General features: G+C 69.2%; 16 protein-coding genes and 2 tRNA genes. 7 read left to right on the top strand and 11 right to left on the bottom strand.

Features of this window, described 5'->3' with window-relative positions; all coding sequences use genetic code 11:
* Positions 1–46: 46 nt before the first annotated feature.
* From clpX to IE264_RS02130, 5 genes are all read right to left on the bottom strand, one after another.
* The gene (gene clpX / locus IE264_RS02150) at positions 47–1,348 is read right to left on the bottom strand and encodes an ATP-dependent Clp protease ATP-binding subunit ClpX (RefSeq protein ID WP_015608509.1); all 1,302 of its coding nucleotides are present in this window, start codon (positions 1,346–1,348) and stop codon (positions 47–49) included.
* A gap of 157 nt (positions 1,349–1,505) precedes the next feature.
* A complete protein-coding gene (locus tag IE264_RS02145) occupies positions 1,506–2,189 on the bottom strand; it encodes an ATP-dependent Clp protease proteolytic subunit (protein WP_032753278.1) in 684 nt (227 codons plus the stop codon).
* A 79-nt stretch (positions 2,190–2,268) separates the two neighbouring features.
* Positions 2,269–2,874, bottom strand: a complete 606-nt coding sequence (locus tag IE264_RS02140) for an ATP-dependent Clp protease proteolytic subunit (protein WP_043974348.1) — start codon at positions 2,872–2,874, stop codon at positions 2,269–2,271.
* Between the two features lie 298 nt (positions 2,875–3,172).
* The gene (gene tig / locus IE264_RS02135) at positions 3,173–4,567 is read right to left on the bottom strand and encodes a trigger factor (RefSeq protein WP_015608512.1); all 1,395 of its coding nucleotides are present in this window, start codon (positions 4,565–4,567) and stop codon (positions 3,173–3,175) included.
* Positions 4,568–4,717: 150 nt separating this feature from the next.
* Positions 4,718–4,794, bottom strand: a tRNA-Pro gene (locus IE264_RS02130).
* Between the two features lie 184 nt (positions 4,795–4,978).
* Here IE264_RS02130 and IE264_RS02125 point away from each other — a divergent pair.
* Positions 4,979–5,052: transfer RNA gene (locus IE264_RS02125), tRNA-Gly, on the top strand.
* A gap of 93 nt (positions 5,053–5,145) precedes the next feature.
* On the opposite strand, the gene IE264_RS02120 is transcribed toward IE264_RS02125, so the two are convergent.
* A complete protein-coding gene (locus IE264_RS02120; RefSeq protein ID WP_015608513.1) occupies positions 5,146–5,340 on the bottom strand; it encodes a hypothetical protein in 195 nt (64 codons plus the stop codon).
* Between the two features lie 446 nt (positions 5,341–5,786).
* On the opposite strand from IE264_RS02120, the gene IE264_RS02115 reads away from it, so the two are divergent.
* Positions 5,787–6,947, top strand: a complete 1,161-nt coding sequence (locus tag IE264_RS02115; RefSeq protein WP_015608514.1) for an acyltransferase family protein — start codon at positions 5,787–5,789, stop codon at positions 6,945–6,947.
* Between the two features lie 62 nt (positions 6,948–7,009).
* Here IE264_RS02115 and IE264_RS02110 read toward each other — a convergent pair whose 3' ends face one another.
* On the bottom strand, positions 7,010–7,501 hold the full coding sequence (locus IE264_RS02110) for an HD domain-containing protein (protein WP_032753279.1): 492 nt from the start codon (positions 7,499–7,501) through the stop codon (positions 7,010–7,012).
* A gap of 225 nt (positions 7,502–7,726) precedes the next feature.
* Here IE264_RS02110 and IE264_RS02105 point away from each other — a divergent pair, with 225 nt between their 5' ends.
* Positions 7,727–8,911 (top strand): cation:proton antiporter, encoded by a 1,185-nt coding sequence (locus IE264_RS02105; RefSeq protein WP_015608516.1) that lies wholly within the window; start codon positions 7,727–7,729, stop codon positions 8,909–8,911.
* A gap of 166 nt (positions 8,912–9,077) precedes the next feature.
* Here the strand turns inward: IE264_RS02105 and IE264_RS02100 are convergent, their stop codons facing one another.
* The gene (locus IE264_RS02100) at positions 9,078–10,223 is read right to left on the bottom strand and encodes a PP2C family protein-serine/threonine phosphatase (RefSeq protein WP_015608517.1); all 1,146 of its coding nucleotides are present in this window, start codon (positions 10,221–10,223) and stop codon (positions 9,078–9,080) included.
* 104 nt (positions 10,224–10,327) lie between these two features.
* On the opposite strand from IE264_RS02100, the gene IE264_RS02095 reads away from it, so the two are divergent.
* Positions 10,328–11,563, top strand: coding sequence for a GNAT family N-acetyltransferase (locus IE264_RS02095; protein ID WP_078657317.1), 1,236 nt, complete (start codon positions 10,328–10,330; stop codon positions 11,561–11,563).
* 30 nt (positions 11,564–11,593) lie between these two features.
* Here the strand turns inward: IE264_RS02095 and IE264_RS02090 are convergent, their stop codons facing one another.
* Positions 11,594–12,421: an Fpg/Nei family DNA glycosylase gene (locus IE264_RS02090; RefSeq protein WP_032753280.1), complete on the bottom strand. Its 828-nt coding sequence runs from the start codon at positions 12,419–12,421 to the stop codon at positions 11,594–11,596.
* Between the two features lie 89 nt (positions 12,422–12,510).
* On the bottom strand, positions 12,511–12,999 hold the full coding sequence (locus tag IE264_RS02085) for a ribose-5-phosphate isomerase (protein ID WP_015608520.1): 489 nt from the start codon (positions 12,997–12,999) through the stop codon (positions 12,511–12,513).
* Between the two features lie 260 nt (positions 13,000–13,259).
* On the opposite strand from IE264_RS02085, the gene IE264_RS02080 reads away from it, so the two are divergent.
* Positions 13,260–14,693 (top strand): amino acid permease, encoded by a 1,434-nt coding sequence (locus IE264_RS02080; protein WP_015608521.1) that lies wholly within the window; start codon positions 13,260–13,262, stop codon positions 14,691–14,693.
* 94 nt (positions 14,694–14,787) lie between these two features.
* On the opposite strand, the gene IE264_RS02075 is transcribed toward IE264_RS02080, so the two are convergent.
* Entirely contained in the window at positions 14,788–15,381 is a 594-nt protein-coding gene (locus IE264_RS02075) for a biotin transporter BioY (RefSeq protein WP_015608522.1), read from the bottom strand.
* Positions 15,382–15,667: 286 nt separating this feature from the next.
* On the opposite strand from IE264_RS02075, the gene IE264_RS02070 reads away from it, so the two are divergent.
* Both IE264_RS02070 and IE264_RS02065 read left to right on the top strand, forming a co-directional pair.
* Positions 15,668–17,098, top strand: coding sequence for an amino acid permease (locus IE264_RS02070; RefSeq protein ID WP_032753282.1), 1,431 nt, complete (start codon positions 15,668–15,670; stop codon positions 17,096–17,098).
* 120 nt (positions 17,099–17,218) lie between these two features.
* A complete protein-coding gene (locus tag IE264_RS02065) occupies positions 17,219–18,670 on the top strand; it encodes an amino acid permease (RefSeq protein WP_015608524.1) in 1,452 nt (483 codons plus the stop codon).
* Positions 18,671–18,693 lie beyond the last annotated feature (23 nt).

Raw genomic sequence — 18,693 nt, 5'->3', positions numbered from 1 at the left:
CGGTCGACCGGTGGGCGCCCCTTCGGCGTACGCAACTGTGCTGCCGCTACGCGGACTTCTCGTGGCGGCCGCCGCCGTCGTTCTTGCCGATCGTGCGCGGCTCGCGCGGAACCAGCGTCGGGTTGACGTGGTTGCGGACGACGTCCGGCGTGATGACGACGCGGGCGACGTCCTTGCGGGACGGGACCTCGTACATCACGGACTGGAGGACTTCCTCCATGATGGCGCGGAGGCCGCGTGCGCCGGTCTGGCGCAGGATCGCCTGGTCGGCGATGGCCTCCAGTGACTCGCGCTCGAACTCCAGCTCCACACCGTCGAGTTCGAACAGCCGCTGGTACTGCTTGACCAGGGCGTTGCGCGGCTCGATGAGGATCTGGAGCAGCGCCTCGCGGTCCAGGTTGTGGACGGAGGTCAGCACGGGGAGACGGCCGATGAACTCGGGGATCATCCCGAACTTCACCAGGTCCTCCGGCATGACCTCCTGGAACTGGTCGCTCGCCTGGATCTCCAGCTTGGAGCGGATCGTGGCGCCGAACCCGATGCCCTTGGCGCCGGCCCGGGACTCGATGATCTTCTCCAGGCCGGAGAAGGCGCCGCCCACGATGAACAGGACGTTCGTCGTGTCGATCTGGATGAACTCCTGGTGCGGGTGCTTGCGTCCGCCCTGCGGCGGGACGGAGGCGGTGGTGCCCTCCAGGATCTTCAGCAGGGCCTGCTGGACGCCCTCGCCGGAGACATCGCGGGTGATCGACGGGTTCTCGCTCTTGCGGGCGACCTTGTCGATCTCGTCGATGTAGATGATCCCGGTCTCGGCCTTCTTGACGTCGTAGTCGGCCGCCTGGATCAGCTTGAGCAGGATGTTCTCGACGTCCTCGCCGACATAGCCGGCCTCCGTCAGCGCCGTCGCGTCGGCGATGGCGAACGGGACGTTGAGCATCCGGGCCAGCGTCTGCGCGAGGAGCGTCTTGCCGGAACCCGTGGGGCCCAGCAGCAGGATGTTCGACTTGGCGAGCTCGATCGCGTCCTCGCGATTGGCACCGCCGCCGTTCTCTCCGGCCTGGACCCGCTTGTAGTGGTTGTACACCGCGACCGAGAGGGCCTTCTTCGCGGGCTCCTGCCCGACGACGTACCCCTCCAGGAACTCGTAGATCTCGCGAGGCTTGGGAAGCTCTTCCCAGCGGACCTCGCTCGTCTCCGCGAGCTCCTCCTCGATGATCTCGTTGCAGAGATCGATGCACTCGTCGCAGATGTACACACCGGGTCCCGCGATGAGCTTCTTCACCTGCTTCTGGCTCTTGCCACAGAACGAGCACTTGAGCAGGTCGCCGCCATCACCGATGCGTGCCACGAGGTGCTTCCCCTTCGCCTGGGAGGCCGCCTGGTTCAGCGGCTCCTGGTGCCTCTATCCGACGGTACCTTGCCTGGGCCCCCGTTCGGGCCCCCCTTGGCACGGTTCACACGGCCGAGACCGTGCAAACGGTATGTGCCAAGGGGAAAGACCGACGTCAGAGCGATGCGCCCGCGGTGGTCTTGCGGGTGGACACGATCTGGTCGACGAGCCCGTATGCCAGGGCGTCCTCGGCCGTGAGGATCTTGTCGCGCTCGATGTCCTCGCTGATCTTCTCCAGCGGGGTGGTCGAGTGCCGGGCCAGCATCTGCTCCAGCTGCGTACGCATGCGGAGGATCTCGTTGGCCGCGATCTCCAGGTCGGAGAGCTGCTCGCGGCCCGTCTGCGAGGACGGCTGGTGGATCAGGACGCGTGCGTGCGGGAGCGCCATGCGCTTGCCCGGGGTGCCGGCGGCGAGCAGGACGGCGGCGGCGGAAGCGGCCTGGCCCATGCAGACCGTCTGGATGTCCGGCTTCACGAACTGCATCGTGTCGTAGATCGCGGTGAGCGCGGTGAACGAGCCGCCGGGGCTGTTGATGTAGATCGAGATGTCGCGGTCCGGGTCCATCGACTCCAGGCAGAGCAGCTGCGCCATGACGTCGTTGGCCGAGGCGTCGTCGATCTGGACGCCCAGGAAGATCACGCGCTCCTCGAAGAGCTTCGCGTACGGGTCGTACTCACGCACACCCTGCGAGGTGCGCTCCACGAAGCGCGGGACGACATAGCGGTTGTCCACCTGCGGGCCGGTGTAGAGGCCGCTCGCGGAGGCGCCGGGGAAGTTGTTCATGTGGGTGTTCACCATCCTGGTGGCGTTCTGTGGGCTGGGGGTCTCGGCGTACGAGAGGTGTGCGGAAGGTGCTGCCGGTCCGGTGGGAACCGGATCAGGCACCCGTGCCGCCGCCGCCCGGGATGCCCGACGCGACCGTGATGATCTCGTCGATGAGGCCGTAGTCCTTGGCCTCCTCCGCCGTGTACCAGCGGTCGCGGTCGCCGTCGCGGATGATCGTCTCGACGGACTGGCCGGAGTGCTGGGCGGTGATCTCGGCCATGCGCGTCTTGGTGCGGAGCAGGTACTGGGCCTGGATCTTGATGTCCGAGGCCGTTCCGCCGATACCGGCGGAACCCTGGTGCATGAGGATGTCGGTGTTCGGGAGCGCGAAGCGCTTGCCCGCGGCACCGCCGGTGAGCAGGAACTGGCCCATCGAGGCCGCCATGCCCATGCCGATGGTGACCACGTCGTTCGGGATGTACTGCATGGTGTCGTAGACCGCCATGCCGGCCGTCACCGAACCACCGGGGCTGTTGATGTAGAGGTAGATGTCCTTGTCCGGGTCGGCGGCAAGGAGCAGGAGCTGTGCGGTGATCTTGTTGGCGATGTCATCGTCGACCTGCTGACCGAGGAAGATGATGCGCTCGCCGAGCAGTCGGCTGTAGACCTGGTCACCGAGGCCTCCACCGAGGGACGGCTCTCCGGCGGCGTAGGGCATCAGATTCGTCACGTATCCACCTGCTCGTCTCTGACGGCTCCGGCCGTCTCAGCGTCTTCGTACCGGGCGGGTGAGGGAATCCCCCACCCTTCCTCTTCATGGACCCTAACGCGCAGGTGGGACAACGCCATCCCGGTTCCGCAACTGTTCGCTGGGAGCGCAAGCTCCGCAGTGGGCACAGGGGTTCCGGCGCCGCACAGCGATGCGACGGGATACGGCGGCGGGCCCCGGACGCGTGGAGCGTCCGGGGCCCGCCGTGCCGATCAGCGTGAGGCTGTCGTGCGGATCAGGGCGAGGCTCAGGCCTCGTTCTTCTCCTCGGCCTTGTCGGCCGCCTTCTCCTCGGTGGTGGCCTCGGCAGCCGCCTCCGTGGTCTCTTCCTCGTCGTCCTCCAGGTCGACGACCTCACCGTTGGTGTCGACGACCTTGGCGGCCTCGACGACGACGGCGAGCGCCTTGCCGCGGGCGACCTCGCCGACGAGCATCGGCACCTGGCCACCCTCGACGACGGCCTGGGCGAACTGGTCGGGGCTCATGCCGGAGGAGGCAGCGCGCCGCATGAGGTGCTCGGTGAGCTCCTCCTGGTTGACGTTCAGCTTCTCCTTGTTGACGAGCTCGTCGAGGATGAACTGGGTCTTGATGCCCTTGATGGCCTGCTCGGAGGTCTCGTTCTCGAACTCCTCCAGGGTCTTGCCCTGGATCTCGAGGTACTTCTCGAGGTCGAGACCCATCTGACCGAGCTGGTGGTGCTCCAGGTTGTGCTTGCGGGTCTGGACCTCGTCCGCGAGCAGCTTCTCCGGGATCGGGACCTCGGCGAGCTTCAGCAGCTCCTCGAGGACCCGCTCCTGGGCCTGGGTGGCCTGGTCGTACTGCTTGGTGGTCTCCAGGCGCTTGCGGCTGTCCGCCTTCAGCTCCTCCAGCGTGTCGAACTCGCTGGCCATCTGGGCGAAGTCGTCGTCCAGCTCGGGGAGCTCGCGGGAGGCGACGGCGGTGACCTTGACGGTGACCTCCGCGGCCTTGCCCTCGGCGGAGCCGCCCTTCAGCTCGGAGGTGAAGGTGGCCTCGCCACCGGCCTCCAGGCCGGTCACGGCCTCGTCGATGCCGTCGAGGAGCTCGCCGGAACCGATGGTGTACGAGACACCCGCGGCCACGCCGTCCTCCAGGACCTCACCGTCGACCTTGGCCTCCAGGTCGATCGTGACGACGTCGCCGTCGACGGCGGCGCGCTCGACCGGGTTGGTGGAGGCGAAGCGCTCGCGCAGCTGCTCCACGGCCTTCTCGACCTCTTCGTCGGTGACCTCAAGGGCGTCGACGGTGACCTCGATGCCGGAGTAGTCCGGGATCTCGATCTCGGGGCGTACGTCAACCTCGGCGGTGAAGGCCAGCAGCTCGCCGTCCTTCAGCTCGGTGATGTCGACCTCGGGCTGACCGAGGACGTTGAGCTCACCCTCGTTGACAGCCTCGGTGTAGAACTTCGGGAGGGCGTCGTTGACGGCCTCCTCCAGCACTGCACCACGGCCGAACCGCTGGTCGATGACCCGGGCGGGGATCTTGCCCTTGCGGAAGCCCTTCACCGTGACCTGCTGGTTGATCTTCTTGTACGCCGCGTCGAGGCTGTCCTTGAGCTCCTCGAAGGGCACCTCGATGCTGAGCCGAACCCGAGTCGGGTTCAGGGTCTCCACGGCGCTCTTCACGGTTCGGTCTCCTTGGTGGCTGACTTCTTGGGGTTCTGCTGGGCCGCCGATTGGCGGCTTCGCGGACCGAGCCCGGTACATCAGACACACGGGCACGCAATTTGCATAGTAACGGCAAGGGGGAGGACTCCCACAATGCGATCTTGCTGGTGGTCGGGGTGGCCGGATTCGAACCGACGACCTTCCGCTCCCAAAGCGGACGCGCTACCAAGCTGCGCCACACCCCGTCGGTGCGACACGTAGGGTACATGCACCGGAGCCGTGCGTCGGCCGCTTTACGGGGTGGCCCGGTTTACGGGGCGGTCCTCGGGCGGTGGTCCGGCGACCGGCGTCAACGGGTGTGCGGAGAGCGCCGCCGACCCGCTACGATGCTTTCCGTGCCGCACTCCCCGGACCTGCGGTGCACCGCTCGCGGGCGTAGCTCAATGGTAGAGCCCTAGTCTTCCAAACTAGCTACGCGGGTTCGATTCCCGTCGCCCGCTCCATGCCTGGGCCCGGTCCGACGTCATCGTCGGACCGGGCCTCTTGCGTACGGGCCCTCTCGGGCACGGCGGGCCGCGCGGCGGACGCGGCCGCGCTCAGAAGCTGATCTGGTTGATCGTGTCCGCTATCGAGTTCATGAACCTGTTGATCGACGGCGCCATGCCGGTCGATGCCAGGAAGAAGCCGAAGAGCACGGCGACGAGCGCGGGCCCCGGCTTGATGGAGCCCCCGCGGATCAGCACCACCAGGACGACCGCGAACAGCAGCACCATAGACAGTGAAATAGCCACGTCTGATCACACCCTCGGTCGGTCCGCCTTGCCGGCCCGGAAGCGTGCACCACCGCGCGCCCCGTCGCGTCCATCGTGCCACCAACTCCCCGGTGTCTGCTGCCGGGTGACGGATCACACTGACCGGATCCCGCCATCCTGCCCAGCTCAGGGGGGCTCCACGCAGGACACCGCGTGCTTCTGTCGCGAAATCTGTTCGGCCTCATATTCGCCGACCCGCGATGCAGTGATCGTTTCCATATCCCCACAGGTGCTTCACAGGTAATTGAAGCCCCGGGATGCGACGTAATTCACTCACTCAACAGCCTGCCGATATGCCCCGTTTAAGCGGGATCAATGGTGCCATAACGGGCAGTGTTCGACGGTTTCACATTCGAATAGAGGGGAACACGCGATATCTCGTCGCGGTTTTACGCGAAGCAATCGACGGGTCTAAGGTGCCTTAGATGTTCCAAGCTCCGAGCGTATTCACAAGGGCCCCGCTCCCCCCGGCGACCCGGGAGTCGGAGCCCAGACGCGAGCAGACGCTCACCGCCACGCGCCCCGCCCCGGAGCGCGGTGCCCCCGCGGCCGGTGCCCCGGCCCCCTCGGCGGCGAAGAAGCGCGATCCCTACTTCGACAACGTGAAGTATCTGGCCATCGTCCTGGTCGCGGTGGCGCACGCCTGGGAACCGGTGATGGACGGCAGCCGGGCGACCCGGGCTCTCTACATGGTCGTGTACACGTTCCACATGCCGGCCTTCATCCTCATCTCCGGCTACTTCTCCCGCACGTTCGACATGTCCGCGCCGAAGGTGAAGCGCCTGATCACCGGCGTCGCCGTGCCGTACGTGCTGTTCGAGACGGCCTATTCGCTCTTCAAGCGGTACGTGGACGATGCGCCGGACACCTCGATCAGCCTGGTCGATCCGCTGTTCCTGACGTGGTTCCTGATCGCCCTGTTCATCTGGCGGGTCACCACACCGATCTGGCGCACGCTGCGTCATCCGCTGCCGGTGGCCCTCGCCATCGCCATGCTGGCCTCGGTCTCCCCCGACATCGGCGACGACCTGGATCTTCAGCGGGTCTTCCAGTTCCTGCCGTTCTTCGTCCTCGGCCTGCTGATGAAGCCCGAGCACTTCCAGCTGGTCCGGCGCCGCGAGGTGCGGCTGCTCTCGCTGCCGCTGTTCGCGGGCGCCCTGCTGTTCGCCTACTGGATCGCCCCGCGCATGCAGCTCGGCTGGCTCTACCGCGCCAACAGCGCCCAGGAGATGGACGCTCCGTGGTGGTCCGGCGCCGTGATGTCGCTGGCCCTGTTCGGCTGCGCCCTGGCACTGACCATCGGTTTCCTGGCCTGGGTGCCGCGCAGGAACATGTGGTTCACGGCACTGGGCGCCGGGACGATCTGCGGCTATCTGCTCCACGGCTTCCTGATCAAGGGGGCCGTGTACACGGGACTGTTCGACCGGCACACCTGGCTCTCCGGCCCCGTCGGCCTGGTCGTCGTCTCGGTCGTGGCCGCGGCCGCGGTGACGCTGATGTGCTCCCCGCCGGTGGGCCGGGCCCTGAAGTTCGCCACCGAGCCGGACATGAAGTGGGCGTTCCGGAAGGATCCCGCGAAGCGCTGAAGCCGCCTCCGCTCGGCTCCCCCTATCCACCCGTGACGACTGTCGCGGGTGGATCGGTGCGTTCACGGGTTGGCCGAATCCTTTCGGTCCTCGGGTGATTCCCCGTCGGCCAGTCCCAACAGCGCCCGTACCTGGGCATACTTCGCGGTCAGCCGGGTACGCGTCGGTTCGTCCAGGACCGCGAGGCGGGCCGGATCCGCGTTGTGGGCCAGATCCGCCTCCTTGATGAGCAGCGCGCCCGGGGTGGCGAGGATCCGCGCGGTGTACGCGGACAGCTCCTCGCCCGGCCGCTTGGTGACGGCGAGGACCATGTCCTTGACCTCCTGCGGCAGCGCGGCCTCCGCCAGCCATCGCGCGGAGAGCGCGTCGTCCTCGATCGCGTCGTGCAGCCAGGCCGCGGCGATCTGCCCATCACTGCCGCCACGCACCCGTACACCCTCGGCCACCGCCGCCAGGTGCTCCGTGTACGGGCGGCCCGCCTTGTCGGTCTGTGTCGCATGGGCCTGGCGGGCAAAGGCCTCGACCTGGGTCAGGTTCAGATGGTTGCCGGTCATGGCCCGACTCTATTGCCGCTGGTCAACACCGGCCCCCGCCTGCGGTGTTGACGCAAACGGGTCCCGTTTCCCAAACAGACAAAAGCTGACAATCTGACGGATTCACAGTTGCAGAGTCAATCGTTCGGTAAACTAATTACTGATGGTTTGTTGACACCCTCTTGACGCCCTCTTGACCTACCCCGAAGGAACAGGCTCATCGGACACGCAGACACCCTCCTCGCCATGGGCGGCGCCTTCCTGGCCGCTGCCGTCCTCGCCCGCCTCGGCGGCCGCATCGGGCTGCCGACGATCCCCCTGTTCATCCTGGCCGGGATCCTCCTCGGCCCCCACACCCCCGGTTACACGCTCCTCTCCAACCCGCACGACCTGGAGATGCTCTCCGCGCTGGGACTCGTCCTCCTGCTCTTTTACCTGGGGCTCGAGTTCCATATGGACGACCTCAAGACGGGCGGCCGGAAGATGGCCATCGCGGGCGGGACCTATCTGGTCCTGAACGTGGGCGCCGGTCTCGGCTTCGGATTCGCGCTGGGCTGGGGCACATCGGAGGCGCTGGTCCTCGCCGGTGTGCTCGGCATATCCTCGTCCGCCATCGTCACCAAGATCCTGGTGGACCTGGGGCGCATCGGTAACCCGGAGACCCGGCCGATCCTCGGCATCATCGTCGTCGAGGACGTCTTCCTCGCCCTCTACCTCGCCGCGCTTCAGCCCATCCTCTCCGGTGCGGACAGCCTCTCGGCGATGCTCATCGACGGTGGCAAGGCCTTCGGTTTCCTGCTGCTGCTCGCCCTGGCCGCCCGGTTCGGGACGAAGGTCATCGGCAAGCTGATGAACACCAAGGACGACGAGCTCCTCGTCATCTCCTTCCTCGGTGCCGCGGTCTTCGTCGCCGGAGTCTCCGAGATGTTCGGCGTCGCCGACGCGATCGGTGCCTTCATGGTCGGTCTGATGCTCGGCTCGACCACGTCCGGCGAGCGCATCCTCAAACTGGTCCACCCGCTGCGGGACGCGTTCGGCGCGATCTTCTTCTTCGCCTTCGGTCTCTCCATCGACCCGGGCGACCTCCTGAGCGTCTTCTGGCCGGTGCTGGCGGCCGTCGTCGTGACGCTCGCCATGAACGTGGCCGCCGGTCTCGCGGCCGCCAAGGTCTACAGCTTCGGCGCGCAGGCCACGGCCAACATCGCCACCACCCTGGTGGCCCGGGGCGAGTTCGCGCTCATCCTGGCCACGATGGCGGCGGGCGCCGGACTGGACAAGCGGCTCTCGCCCTTCATCGCCGGCTATGTGCTGCTGCTCGCCGTCCTCGCACCCCTGGCGGCCGGACGCTCGCACTGGCTCGCCAAGATCCTCCCCGGAGGACGCGGCAAGGACAGCGACAAGGACCAGGAACAGATCCCGGTGTCGGTCTGAACGGAACCCGGTGCCGGCCAGGACGGAGCCGGTGCCGGTCCGGACGGAAGCGGAGAGGTGCCCTCGGGCCGCACCCGCGAGTGACGATCACCACATGATCACTCGTGGGTGATGGGCGCCTCTCCGTTGACGGGAGGCCGTACGGAAGACCCGGTGACCGGGTTTCTCAGTGCCTGCGCGAGAGCAGCAGGAGCGCCCGGTCGTCGTTGACGTCCTTGGCGCAGGCCTCGATCAGATGCCAGGCCGCGCCCTCGAAGCCGGTGGAGACATAGCGGTCGGCCTCGCCCGTCAGCCGGTCGATGCCCTCGGCGATGTCCCGGTCGGACGCCTCCACCAGGCCGTCCGTGAAGAGCATCAGCACGTCCCCCGGCGCGAGCGAGCCCTTGACCGCGTCGAACTCGGCTCCGTCGTAGACGCCGAGCAGCGGGCCCTCGCCGGACTTCTCCTCCCAGTGCCCGCTGCCCGCATGCAGCTGGAGGGCGGGCGGGTGGCCGGCCGAGAAGATCTCGTAGTCGCCGGACTCCAGGTCCAGCACCAGGTGGATCGAGGTCGCGAACCCCTCGTCCCAGTCCTGCCGCAGCAGATAGCCGTTGGCGGCGGCGAGGAAGCCGTGCGGCGGCAGCGAGCCGAGCAGCCCGCCGAAGGCCCCGGACAGCAGCAGGGCGCGGGATCCGGCGTCCATGCCCTTGCCGGAGACGTCGGTGAGCACGGCCTCCAGGGTCCGGCCGCCGTTGGTGCGGGCCGCGACGACGAAGTCCCCGGAGAAGGACTGGCCGCCGGCCGGGCGCAGGGCCATCTCCCGGTGCCAGCCCTGGGGCAGCCGGGGCAGGGCGCTCTGGACCCGGATGCGTTCGCGCAGGTCGAAGAGCATGGTCCCGCCGCGCCGCCAGGGCACGCCGACCCGGGCCCGGAACTGGGCGAGGATCAGCCCGAAGAACCCGCAGGCGGCGACCACGAGCACGGTGCCGGGGGTGACCCGGGCGGGGCCGTCCAGGTACGGGCCGAGGGTGAGCGCCTCCACGATCAGGGCACCGGCGGCCGTGGCGTACAGGCCCAGCAGGCTGGCGGGGCGCAGCAGGAGTCCGCCCGCGACGATGGGCAGGGCGAGGGCGGCCGGGTCGATCCAGACCGGGCTGGTGATGGTGGCAAACGTGATGGCCGGAATCGTCAGCAGCAGACCGGCCAGTGCGATCCAGTCGGAGCCGTCGCCCCGGAAGTAGTCCACCCCGGATCTGCGCAGCCCGATGCGGGCCCGGTGCATCGTTCTGCGCCACCGGGCCCAGAAGTCGTCCACTCCTCCGCGACGGGCCATTGCCGGGACCCTATCCACCCGGACGCCTCCGGTGCAGGGGGACCCCGTGACAATGCGCGCGAAATCGGGTCGTCCTCTTCGGCCCGCCCTGGTAGGGATGGCCTATGACTTCAGAACTCCGTGTGCTGCGACCTGCCGAATGGGACCCCTGGTTCGCCTGTCTGGAGCGTGCGTTCGGGGGCGCGCTGAGCGCTCCGGAGTCGCGTGCGCTCTGGCGTGAGCTGACCGAGCACGACCGGAACATCGGTCTGTGGGAGGGGGAGGCGTGCGTCGGTACGGCGGGGGCGTACAGCTTCCGGCTGACGGTGCCCGGTGGTGCGGCGGTGCCTGCGGCGGGGGTGACGGCGGTGAGCGTGGCCGGTACGCACCGGCGGCGCGGGCTGCTGCGGACGATGATGCGGCGCCAGTTGGACGACGTACGTTCCTGGGGCGAGCCGCTCGCCGTGCTGACGGCGTCGGAGCCGGCCATCTACGGGCGCTTCGGGTACGGGGCCGCGACCCGGGCCATGAGCCTGGACGTCGACACCGCCCGCGTACAGCTCGAACTGCCGCCGGGCGCCGACGAGGTGCGGGTGCGGTACACGGATCCGGTGGCGGCCCTGCCCGCCTGCGAGGAGGTGTACGGGCGGCTCGCCGCGGAGCGTCCGGGGACGCCGGTGCGGCAGCCGAAGTGGGAGCAGGCCGCGGTGATCGACACGGAGAAGGACCGGGCGGGCGCCTCGCCGTTGCAGTGCGTGCTGGCCGAGCGGGACGGGGAGGTGCTGGGGTACGCCACGTTCCGGGTGCGGCCCGACTGGGACCGGGCGGGGCCGAAGGGGACGGTGGCGCTGCGGGACCTCGGGGCGCTGGACGCGGCGTCGTACGCGGCGCTGTGGCGGTTCCTGTTCGGCATCGACCTGACGTCGGCCCTGGAGGCGGGCGGGCGGCCGGTGGACGAGCCGCTGATGCATCTGGTCTCGGATGTGCGGCGGTGCCGGGCGCGGGTGCAGGACTCGCTCTACGTACGGCTGGTGGAGGTGGGGGCGGCGCTGGAGGCGCGGGCGTACCGCACGCCGGTGGATGTGGTGCTGGAGGTGGAGGACGCCTTCTGCCCGTGGAACGCGGGGCGCTGGCATCTGGTGGCGGACGCGAAGGGCGGCGCTTCGTGCCGGCGTGCGCCGGATCGTGCGCCGGATCTGGAGCTGTCGGTGCGGGAGCTGGGCGCCGCCTATCTGGGCGGGGTGTCGTTCACCTCGCTCGCGGCGGCGGGGCGGGTGCGGGAGGTGCGGCCGGGAGCGGTGGCGGAGGTCTCGTCGGCGTTCTCGTGGCATGTGGAGCCGTGGCTGCCGCACAGCTTCTGAGACGACCGGGTGCGGGGTGCCGGTGAGGTGTCAGGTGCCGGGGGCCGGACGCGGGTCCTGGCAGCGCGGGCACCAGAAGAGGTTGCGGGCGGCGAGGTCCGCCGTCCGGATCTCGCTCCCGCAGATGTGGCAGGGCAGGTTGGCCCGGCGGTAGACGTAGACCTCGCCGCCGTGGTCGTCCACCCGGGGCGGGCGGCCCATGGCCTCGGGGAGGTGTTCGGGGCGGACGGTGTCGATCCGGTTGTGCCGGACGCCCTCGTGCATCAGCTCCACGAGGTCCGCCCAGATCGCGTCCCACTCGGCGCGGGTGAGGTCCTTGCCGGCGCGGTACGGGTCGATGCCGTGGCGGAAGAGGACCTCGGCCCGGTAGACGTTGCCGACGCCCGCGATGACCTTCTGGTCCATCAGGAGGGCGGCGACCGTGGTGCGGCTGCGGGAGATCCGCTGCCAGGCTCGCTCCCCGCCCTCGTCGCCGCGGAGCGGGTCCGGGCCCAGGCGCTCGTGTATCGCGCGCTTCTCGGGCTCGGTGATCAGGGCGCAGGTGGTGGGCCCGCGGAGATCGGCGTGGTGGGCCGCGTTGACCAGGCGGAGGCGGACGGTGTCGGTGGGCGGCGGGGGCGGGGCCGTGCCGAAGCCGAGCTTGCCGAAGAGGCCGAGGTGGATGTGGACCCAGCCGGTGTCACCGAAGCCGAGGAAGAGGTGCTTGCCGTGGGCGTCGGTGGTGGTGAGGGCGTGCCCGTCGAGCAGGGCCGCGCTGTCGGAGAACTTGCCCTGCGGGCTGCTCACCCGCACCGGGGCGCCCACGAACCGTTCGGCGTGGTCCTGGGCGAGGCGGTGGATCGTGTGTCCCTCGGGCACTGCGGGCTGCTCCCTGCGGGGGTACGGGGGTGGGCATGGCCGTGCCGCCGGGTCCGGGACCCGGCGGCACGCAAGGGGTGGGAGCGGGGTCAGCCCTGCTGGGGGTGGTGGGCCGGGACCGGGGGGAGTTCGCCGGTGTTCTCGTACGCCGAGAGCATCTCGATGCGGCGCGTGTGGCGCTCCTCGTTCGAGTACGGCGTGGAGAGGAAGATCTCGACGAACTTGGTGGACTCCTCCACCGTGTGCATCCGGCCGCCGATCGCGACGACGTTGGCGTTGTTGTGCTCGCGGCCGAGGGCGGCGGTCTGCTCGCTCCAGGCCAGTGCGGCGCGGACGCCCTTGACCTTGTTGGCGGCGATCTGCTCGCCGTTGCCGGAGCCGCCGATCACGATGCCGAGGCTGTCCGGGTCCGCGGCCGTCTTCTCGGCGGCACGCAGGCAGAACGGCGGATAGTCGTCCTGGGCGTCGTAGATGTGGGGGCCGCAGTCGACGGCCTCGTGCCCGTGGGCACCGAGCCACTCGACGAGGTGGTTCTTGAGTTCGTAACCGGCATGGTCGGATCCGAGGTACACGCGCATGGTGCGAAGTGTGGCACGAACTTCGCGGGGCAGCCGTCAGCGGGGTCACACGCCCTCATTCGATGATTCGCAGGTTCGAGCCCGATTTCGTGTGTCGAACACCACTCGGGCAACGATCCGGCAAACGATCCGAAAGAGGGGGTTCCCCTTCCACCTTGTATCGGGCTTGAATGCGTGGCCTTGTCTTCGCACACCCCACGGGCACGACCCACGGCGGAGCAGGGCACACCCTCATGCTCGAAAAGGTAAGGAATCCCCCCATGACGTCGCAGACGACGCTGGCGAAGCCGGGCCAGGAGCCCGGTGAGCCGGACCGGCCGGACTCGTCGGGCGGGCTTCAGGCAGGCCTGAAGAACCGCCACCTCTCGATGATCGCGATCGGCGGCGTGATCGGCGCCGGGCTCTTCGTGGGATCGAGCGCGGGCATCGCGGCCGCGGGTCCGGCGATTCTGCTGTCGTACGCGATGGTCGGCCTGATGGTCGTCCTCGTGATGCGGATGCTCGGCGAGATGGCCGCCGCCCGCCCCAGCTCCGGCTCCTTCTCCGCCTACGCCGACCAGGCGCTGGGCCGTTGGGCCGGTTTCTCCATCGGCTGGCTCTACTGGTTCTTCTGGGTCGTCGTGCTCGCCGTCGAGGCCACGGCCGGCGCCAAGATCCTGGAGAGCTGGATCCCCGGTGTCCCGCAGTGGGCCTGGGCGCTGATCGTGATGGTCGTGCTGACCGCCACCAACCTGGTCTCGGTGGGCAGTTACGGCGAGTTCGAGTTCTGGTTCGCCGGGATCAAGGTCGTGGCGATCGGCGCGTTCGTCGTCGTCGGCTTCCTCGCGGTCTTCGGTTTCCTGCCCGGGGCGGACAACGCCGGCTCCGGTCTCGCGCATCTGACGGACTCCGGCGGGTTCTTCCCCGAAGGGCCGGGGGCCATCCTCACCGGTGTGCTGATGGTGGTCTTCTCGTTCATGGGCAGCGAGATCGTGACCCTGGCGGCCGGTGAGTCGTCGGACCCGCAGCGGGCCGTGTCGAAGGCCACCAACAGCGTGATCTGGCGTATCGCCGTCTTCTACCTCGGCTCGATCTTCGTCGTGCTGACGCTGCTGCCGTGGAACGACCCGTCGATCATCGAGAAGGGCAGCTATGTCGCCGCCCTCGATGTGATCGGTATCCCGCACGCCGGCCAGGTCATGGACTTCATCGTGCTGACGGCCGTGCTGTCCTGCCTCAACTCCGGCCTCTACACCGCTTCCCGGATGGCGTTCTCGCTCGGTGAGCGGGGCGACGCCCCGAAGTCCTTCGCCAAGGTCAACAAGCGGGGTGTGCCGCAGGCGGCGATCCTGTCCTCGGTCGTCTTCGGCTTCGTGGCGGTGTTCTTCAACTACCAGTGGCCCGACACGGTGTTCCAGTTCCTGCTGAACTCCTCGGGCGCGGTGGCGCTCTTCGTCTGGCTGGTCATCTGCTTCACCCAGCTGCGGATGCGCGGGATCATCCTGCGCGAGACCCCGGGCAAGCTGGTCGTGCGGATGTGGCTCTTCCCGTATCTGACCTGGGCGACGATCGCGATGATCTCCTTCGTCCTGGTCTACATGCTGACCGACGACACCGCCCGCGAGCAGGTCGTGCTGTCGCTGCTGGTCGCGGCGCTGGTGGTGGGGATCGCGCTGTTCCGTGAGGCGCGCGGCCGCAGGGCCGTCGCGAAGTGATCCGCGGCCGCTGACGCCTGAAGGCTCCACGAAGAGGGGCCCCGCCGGACCGTGACGGTCCGGCGGGGCCCCTCTCGTGGCTCTTCGGTGCCGGTCAGCCGCGGCGGCCGAGGAGCTTCCAGGAGGCGGGCAGGGCGCCCATCGCCAGGGCCGCCTTCAGGGCGTCGCCGATCAGGAACGGGGTGAGCCCGGCCGCGACGGCGGCGCTCAGGGACATGCCGGTGGCGAGCGCCAGGTAGGGCACGCCGACGGCGTAGATGATCGCGGAGCCGATGACCATCGTGCCCGCCGTGCGGAGCACCGAGCGGTCGCCGCCGCGGCGGGCGAGGGCGCCGACGACGGTGGCGGCGAGCAGCATCCCGAGGATGTAGCCGAGGGACGGCATCGCGTAGCCCGAGGTGCCCTCCGCGAACCACGGCATGCCGGCCATGCCGACGACCGCGTACAGCGCGAGGGCGAGGAAGCCGCGGCGGGCGCCGAGCGCGGTGCCGATGAGGAGCGCGGCGAAGGTCTGGCCGGTGACGGGGACCGGGGAGCCGGGGACCGGTACGGAGATCTGGGCCGCGATGCCGGTGAGGGCGGCGCCGCCCAGCACGAGGGCCGCGTCGACGGCGTAGCGGTGCCGGGCTGCGGGCAGCAGGTCGGCGAGGACCGCTCCGGAACGGACGGGGGCGGCAGCAGTGCTCATCGGGACTCCGCGGGTGAGGGCAGGCAGGCTGGGACGGCTCCGCCAGGCAGGTGGGGTGGGACTGCTGCCGACGTTAGCCCAGCAGTGAACGACCGATCACCATCAGCCGCCCACAAAGCGGCGGTTGACAGGTTGGTGGGGTTCACACAAAGGTCGCCTCGCAATCGCCGCTGGGCGTGATGCTCGTCACGGAGGTGGGGCGGTAGGTGGTCCGTTTTGGCGGGAGAGGGACCGCGGCATCAGACTGTAGGTTCCCCATAAATGATCCGAGAGTGACCCGCACACCATGCACGAGGCTCCCCCCACCCCGTCCGGGGCTCCCACGACCCCCGCAGAGCCCCTCCAACACGGGCTGAAGCAGCGGCACCTCACGATGCTCGGGCTCGGCGGGGTGATCGGGGCCGGGCTGTTCGTCGGCTCGGGCGCCGGGATCGCGGTGGCGGGGCCCGCCATCGTCGTCTCGTATCTGATCGCGGGGACCCTCGCGATGCTGGTGATGCGGATGCTCGGCGAGATGTCCGCCGCGATGCCCGCCTCCGGCTCCTTCTCCGTGCACGCGGAGCGGGCGCTCGGGCGGTGGGCCGGGTTCAGCGTCGGCTGGCTGTACTGGTTCCTGCTGGTGGTGGTCCTCGCCGTGGAGGCGACGGCCGCCGCGCAGATCGCCCACGGGTGGGCGCCGGCGGTCGAACCGTGGGCGTGGGTGCTGCTGTTCATGGTGGTGTTCACCGCGGCCAACCTGACGGCGGTGAAGAACTTCGGCGAGTTCGAGTTCTGGTTCGCCTCCTTGAAGGTCGGCGCGATCGTCGTCTTCCTGGGGCTCGGGGTGCTGGCCGTCCTCGGCCGGCTCCCGGACACCGACCCCGTCGGGATGACCAACCTGACCGGGCAGGGGGGTTTCCTGCCGAACGGCTGGGGCGGGGTCGTCTCCGGTGTCCTGACCGTGGTCTTCGCCTTCGGCGGACTGGAGGTCGTCACCATCGCCGCCGCCGAGACGGACGACCCGGCGCGCGCGGTGGGGCGTGCGGTGCGCAGCGCGGTGGTGCGCATCCTCTTCTTCTACGTCGGTTCGATGCTGGTCATCGTGACCGTGCTGCCGTGGACCGCCCAGCAGGCCGGGCTGAGCCCGTATGTGAAGGTGCTGGACTCGATCGGGGTGCCGTCCGCCGCGCAGATCATGAACATCGTGGTGTTCGTGGCGCTGCTCTCGGCGCTCAACGCCAATCTGTACGGATCGTCGCGGATGGTGTTCTCGCTCGCGGAGCGCGGGGAGGCGCCCCGGGCGCTGCTGAAGGTGTCGGGCGGCTCCCAGGGGAAGGCGGGCGGGGTCCCCCGGCGGGCGGTCCTGGCCTCGGTGGCCTTCGGGTTCGTCTCCGTACTGCTCAACCTGCTCTGGCCGGACACCGTGTTCCTCTACATGCTCAACTCGGTCGGCGCGGTGCTCCTGTTCGTCTGGGCGCTGATCGCCGCCTCCCAACTGCGGCTGCGCGCCCGGCTGGAGCAGGAGGCGCCGGGGGCGCTCGCGCTGCGGATGTGGTGGTTCCCGTATCTGACCTGGCTGACGCTGGCCGGGCTGTTCGCGGTGCTGATGCTGATGCTGACCGACGACGCGGCGCGGCCGCAGGTCCTGTGGTCGGCGGGGGCGACCGCGCTGGTGCTGCTGGTGGCGGTGGGACGTCAGTGGCGGGAGCGCGGGAACCCGGCGCCTGCCGACCGGTAGGCGCGTGTGCACCTTGTGTGAGCCTCGTGCCCGTATAGCGGACACCCGTTCCGTGTGAGCGGTGGAGATGCCCAGACTGTGGGTTCGTCCCCCGTCTCACCTACCGAACAGAGCTCGTCCATGGATCGGACCTCCGCGTCTCCCCCCACCGCTGACTCCGCAGCCCCCGTGACTCCCGCGCCGGCGACGGCCGACTCCGCGCTCACCCACGGTCTCAAACAGCGGCACCTCTCGATGATCGCCCTCGGCGGGGTGATCGGCGCCGGGCTCTTCGTGGGCTCCGGGGCCGGGATCGCCGCCGCCGGGCCCTCGATCGTCGTCGCGTACGCGATCTCCGGGCTGCTCGTCATGATGGTGATGCGCATGCTCGGCGAGATGTCCGCCGCCAACCCGGCCTCCGGCTCCTTCTCCGTGCACGCCGAACGGGCGATCGGCCCCTGGGCCGGATTCACCGCGGGCTGGTCCTTCTGGTTCCTGCTCTGCGTCGCCGTCGGCCTGGAGGGCATCGGCGCGGCCCAGATCGTCAGCGGCTGGCTGCCCGGGACACCGGAGTGGGCCTGGGTCGCCCTGTTCATGGTGATCTTCCTGGGGACGAACCTGGCCGCCGTGAAGAACTTCGGCGAGTTCGAGTTCTGGTTCGCCGCCCTCAAGGTCATCGCCATCACCCTGTTCCTGGTGCTCGGCCTGCTGGCGATCCTCGGCGTGCTGCCCGACACGGACGCGCCCGGCCTGACCAACCTCACCGGCGACGGGGGCTTCCTGCCCAAGGGCATGGACGGCTTCATCATCGGGCTCCTCGCCTCCGTCTTCGCGTACGGCGGCCTGGAGACCGTCACCATCGCCGCGGCCGAGTCCGAGAACCCGGTGCAGGGCGTCGCGAAGGCGGTCCGTACGGCGATGTGGCGCATCGCGGTCTTCTACATCGGCTCGATGGCCGTCATCGTCACCCTGGTCCCCTGGGACAACCCGAAGGTCGCCGAGGTCGGCCCCTTCTACGCGATGCTCGACCACCTCGGCATCGGCGGCGCCGCGCAGATCATGAACGTGGTCATCCTCATCGCCCTGCTCTCCGCGATGAACGCCAACATCTACGGCGCTTCGCGGATGGCCCGGTCCCTGGTCGCCCGGGGCCAGGGGCCGGCCGTACTCGGCCGGATCTCCTCGGGGGTGCCGCGCAACGCGGTGCTGTTCTCCTCGGTGTTCGGCTTCCTGTGCGTGCTGCTCAGCTACTGGCGGCCGGACGACGTCTTCCCGTGGCTGCTGAACATGATCGGCGCGGTGATCCTGGTGGTGTGGATCTTCATCGCCGTCTCCCAGCTGATCCTGCGCAAGCGCACCGAGCGCGAGGAGCCCGAGAAGCTCGTCGTACGGATGTGGCTCTTCCCGGTCCTCACGATCGTCGCCCTGGTGGGCATGGTGGGCATCTTCCTGCTGATGCTGCGCCAGCCGGACACCCGCGACCAGCTGCTGGCCACGGGGGCGCTGACGGCGGTGCTGATCGGCATCGGTGTCGTACGTCAGCGGCGTCGGGGGAACGACGGCGCCGCCGGGATCCCCGCGCAGCGGAAGTAGGCGCCCTCCGGGCGGCCCCCCTG

Origin of the sequence: Streptomyces microflavus (genome assembly GCF_014650075.1) — a bacterium.
Classification (GTDB): domain Bacteria; phylum Actinomycetota; class Actinomycetes; order Streptomycetales; family Streptomycetaceae; genus Streptomyces; species Streptomyces microflavus.
The sequence above is the reverse complement of the archived record's forward strand: the minus strand, read 5'-3'. Positions and strand labels throughout refer to the sequence as shown.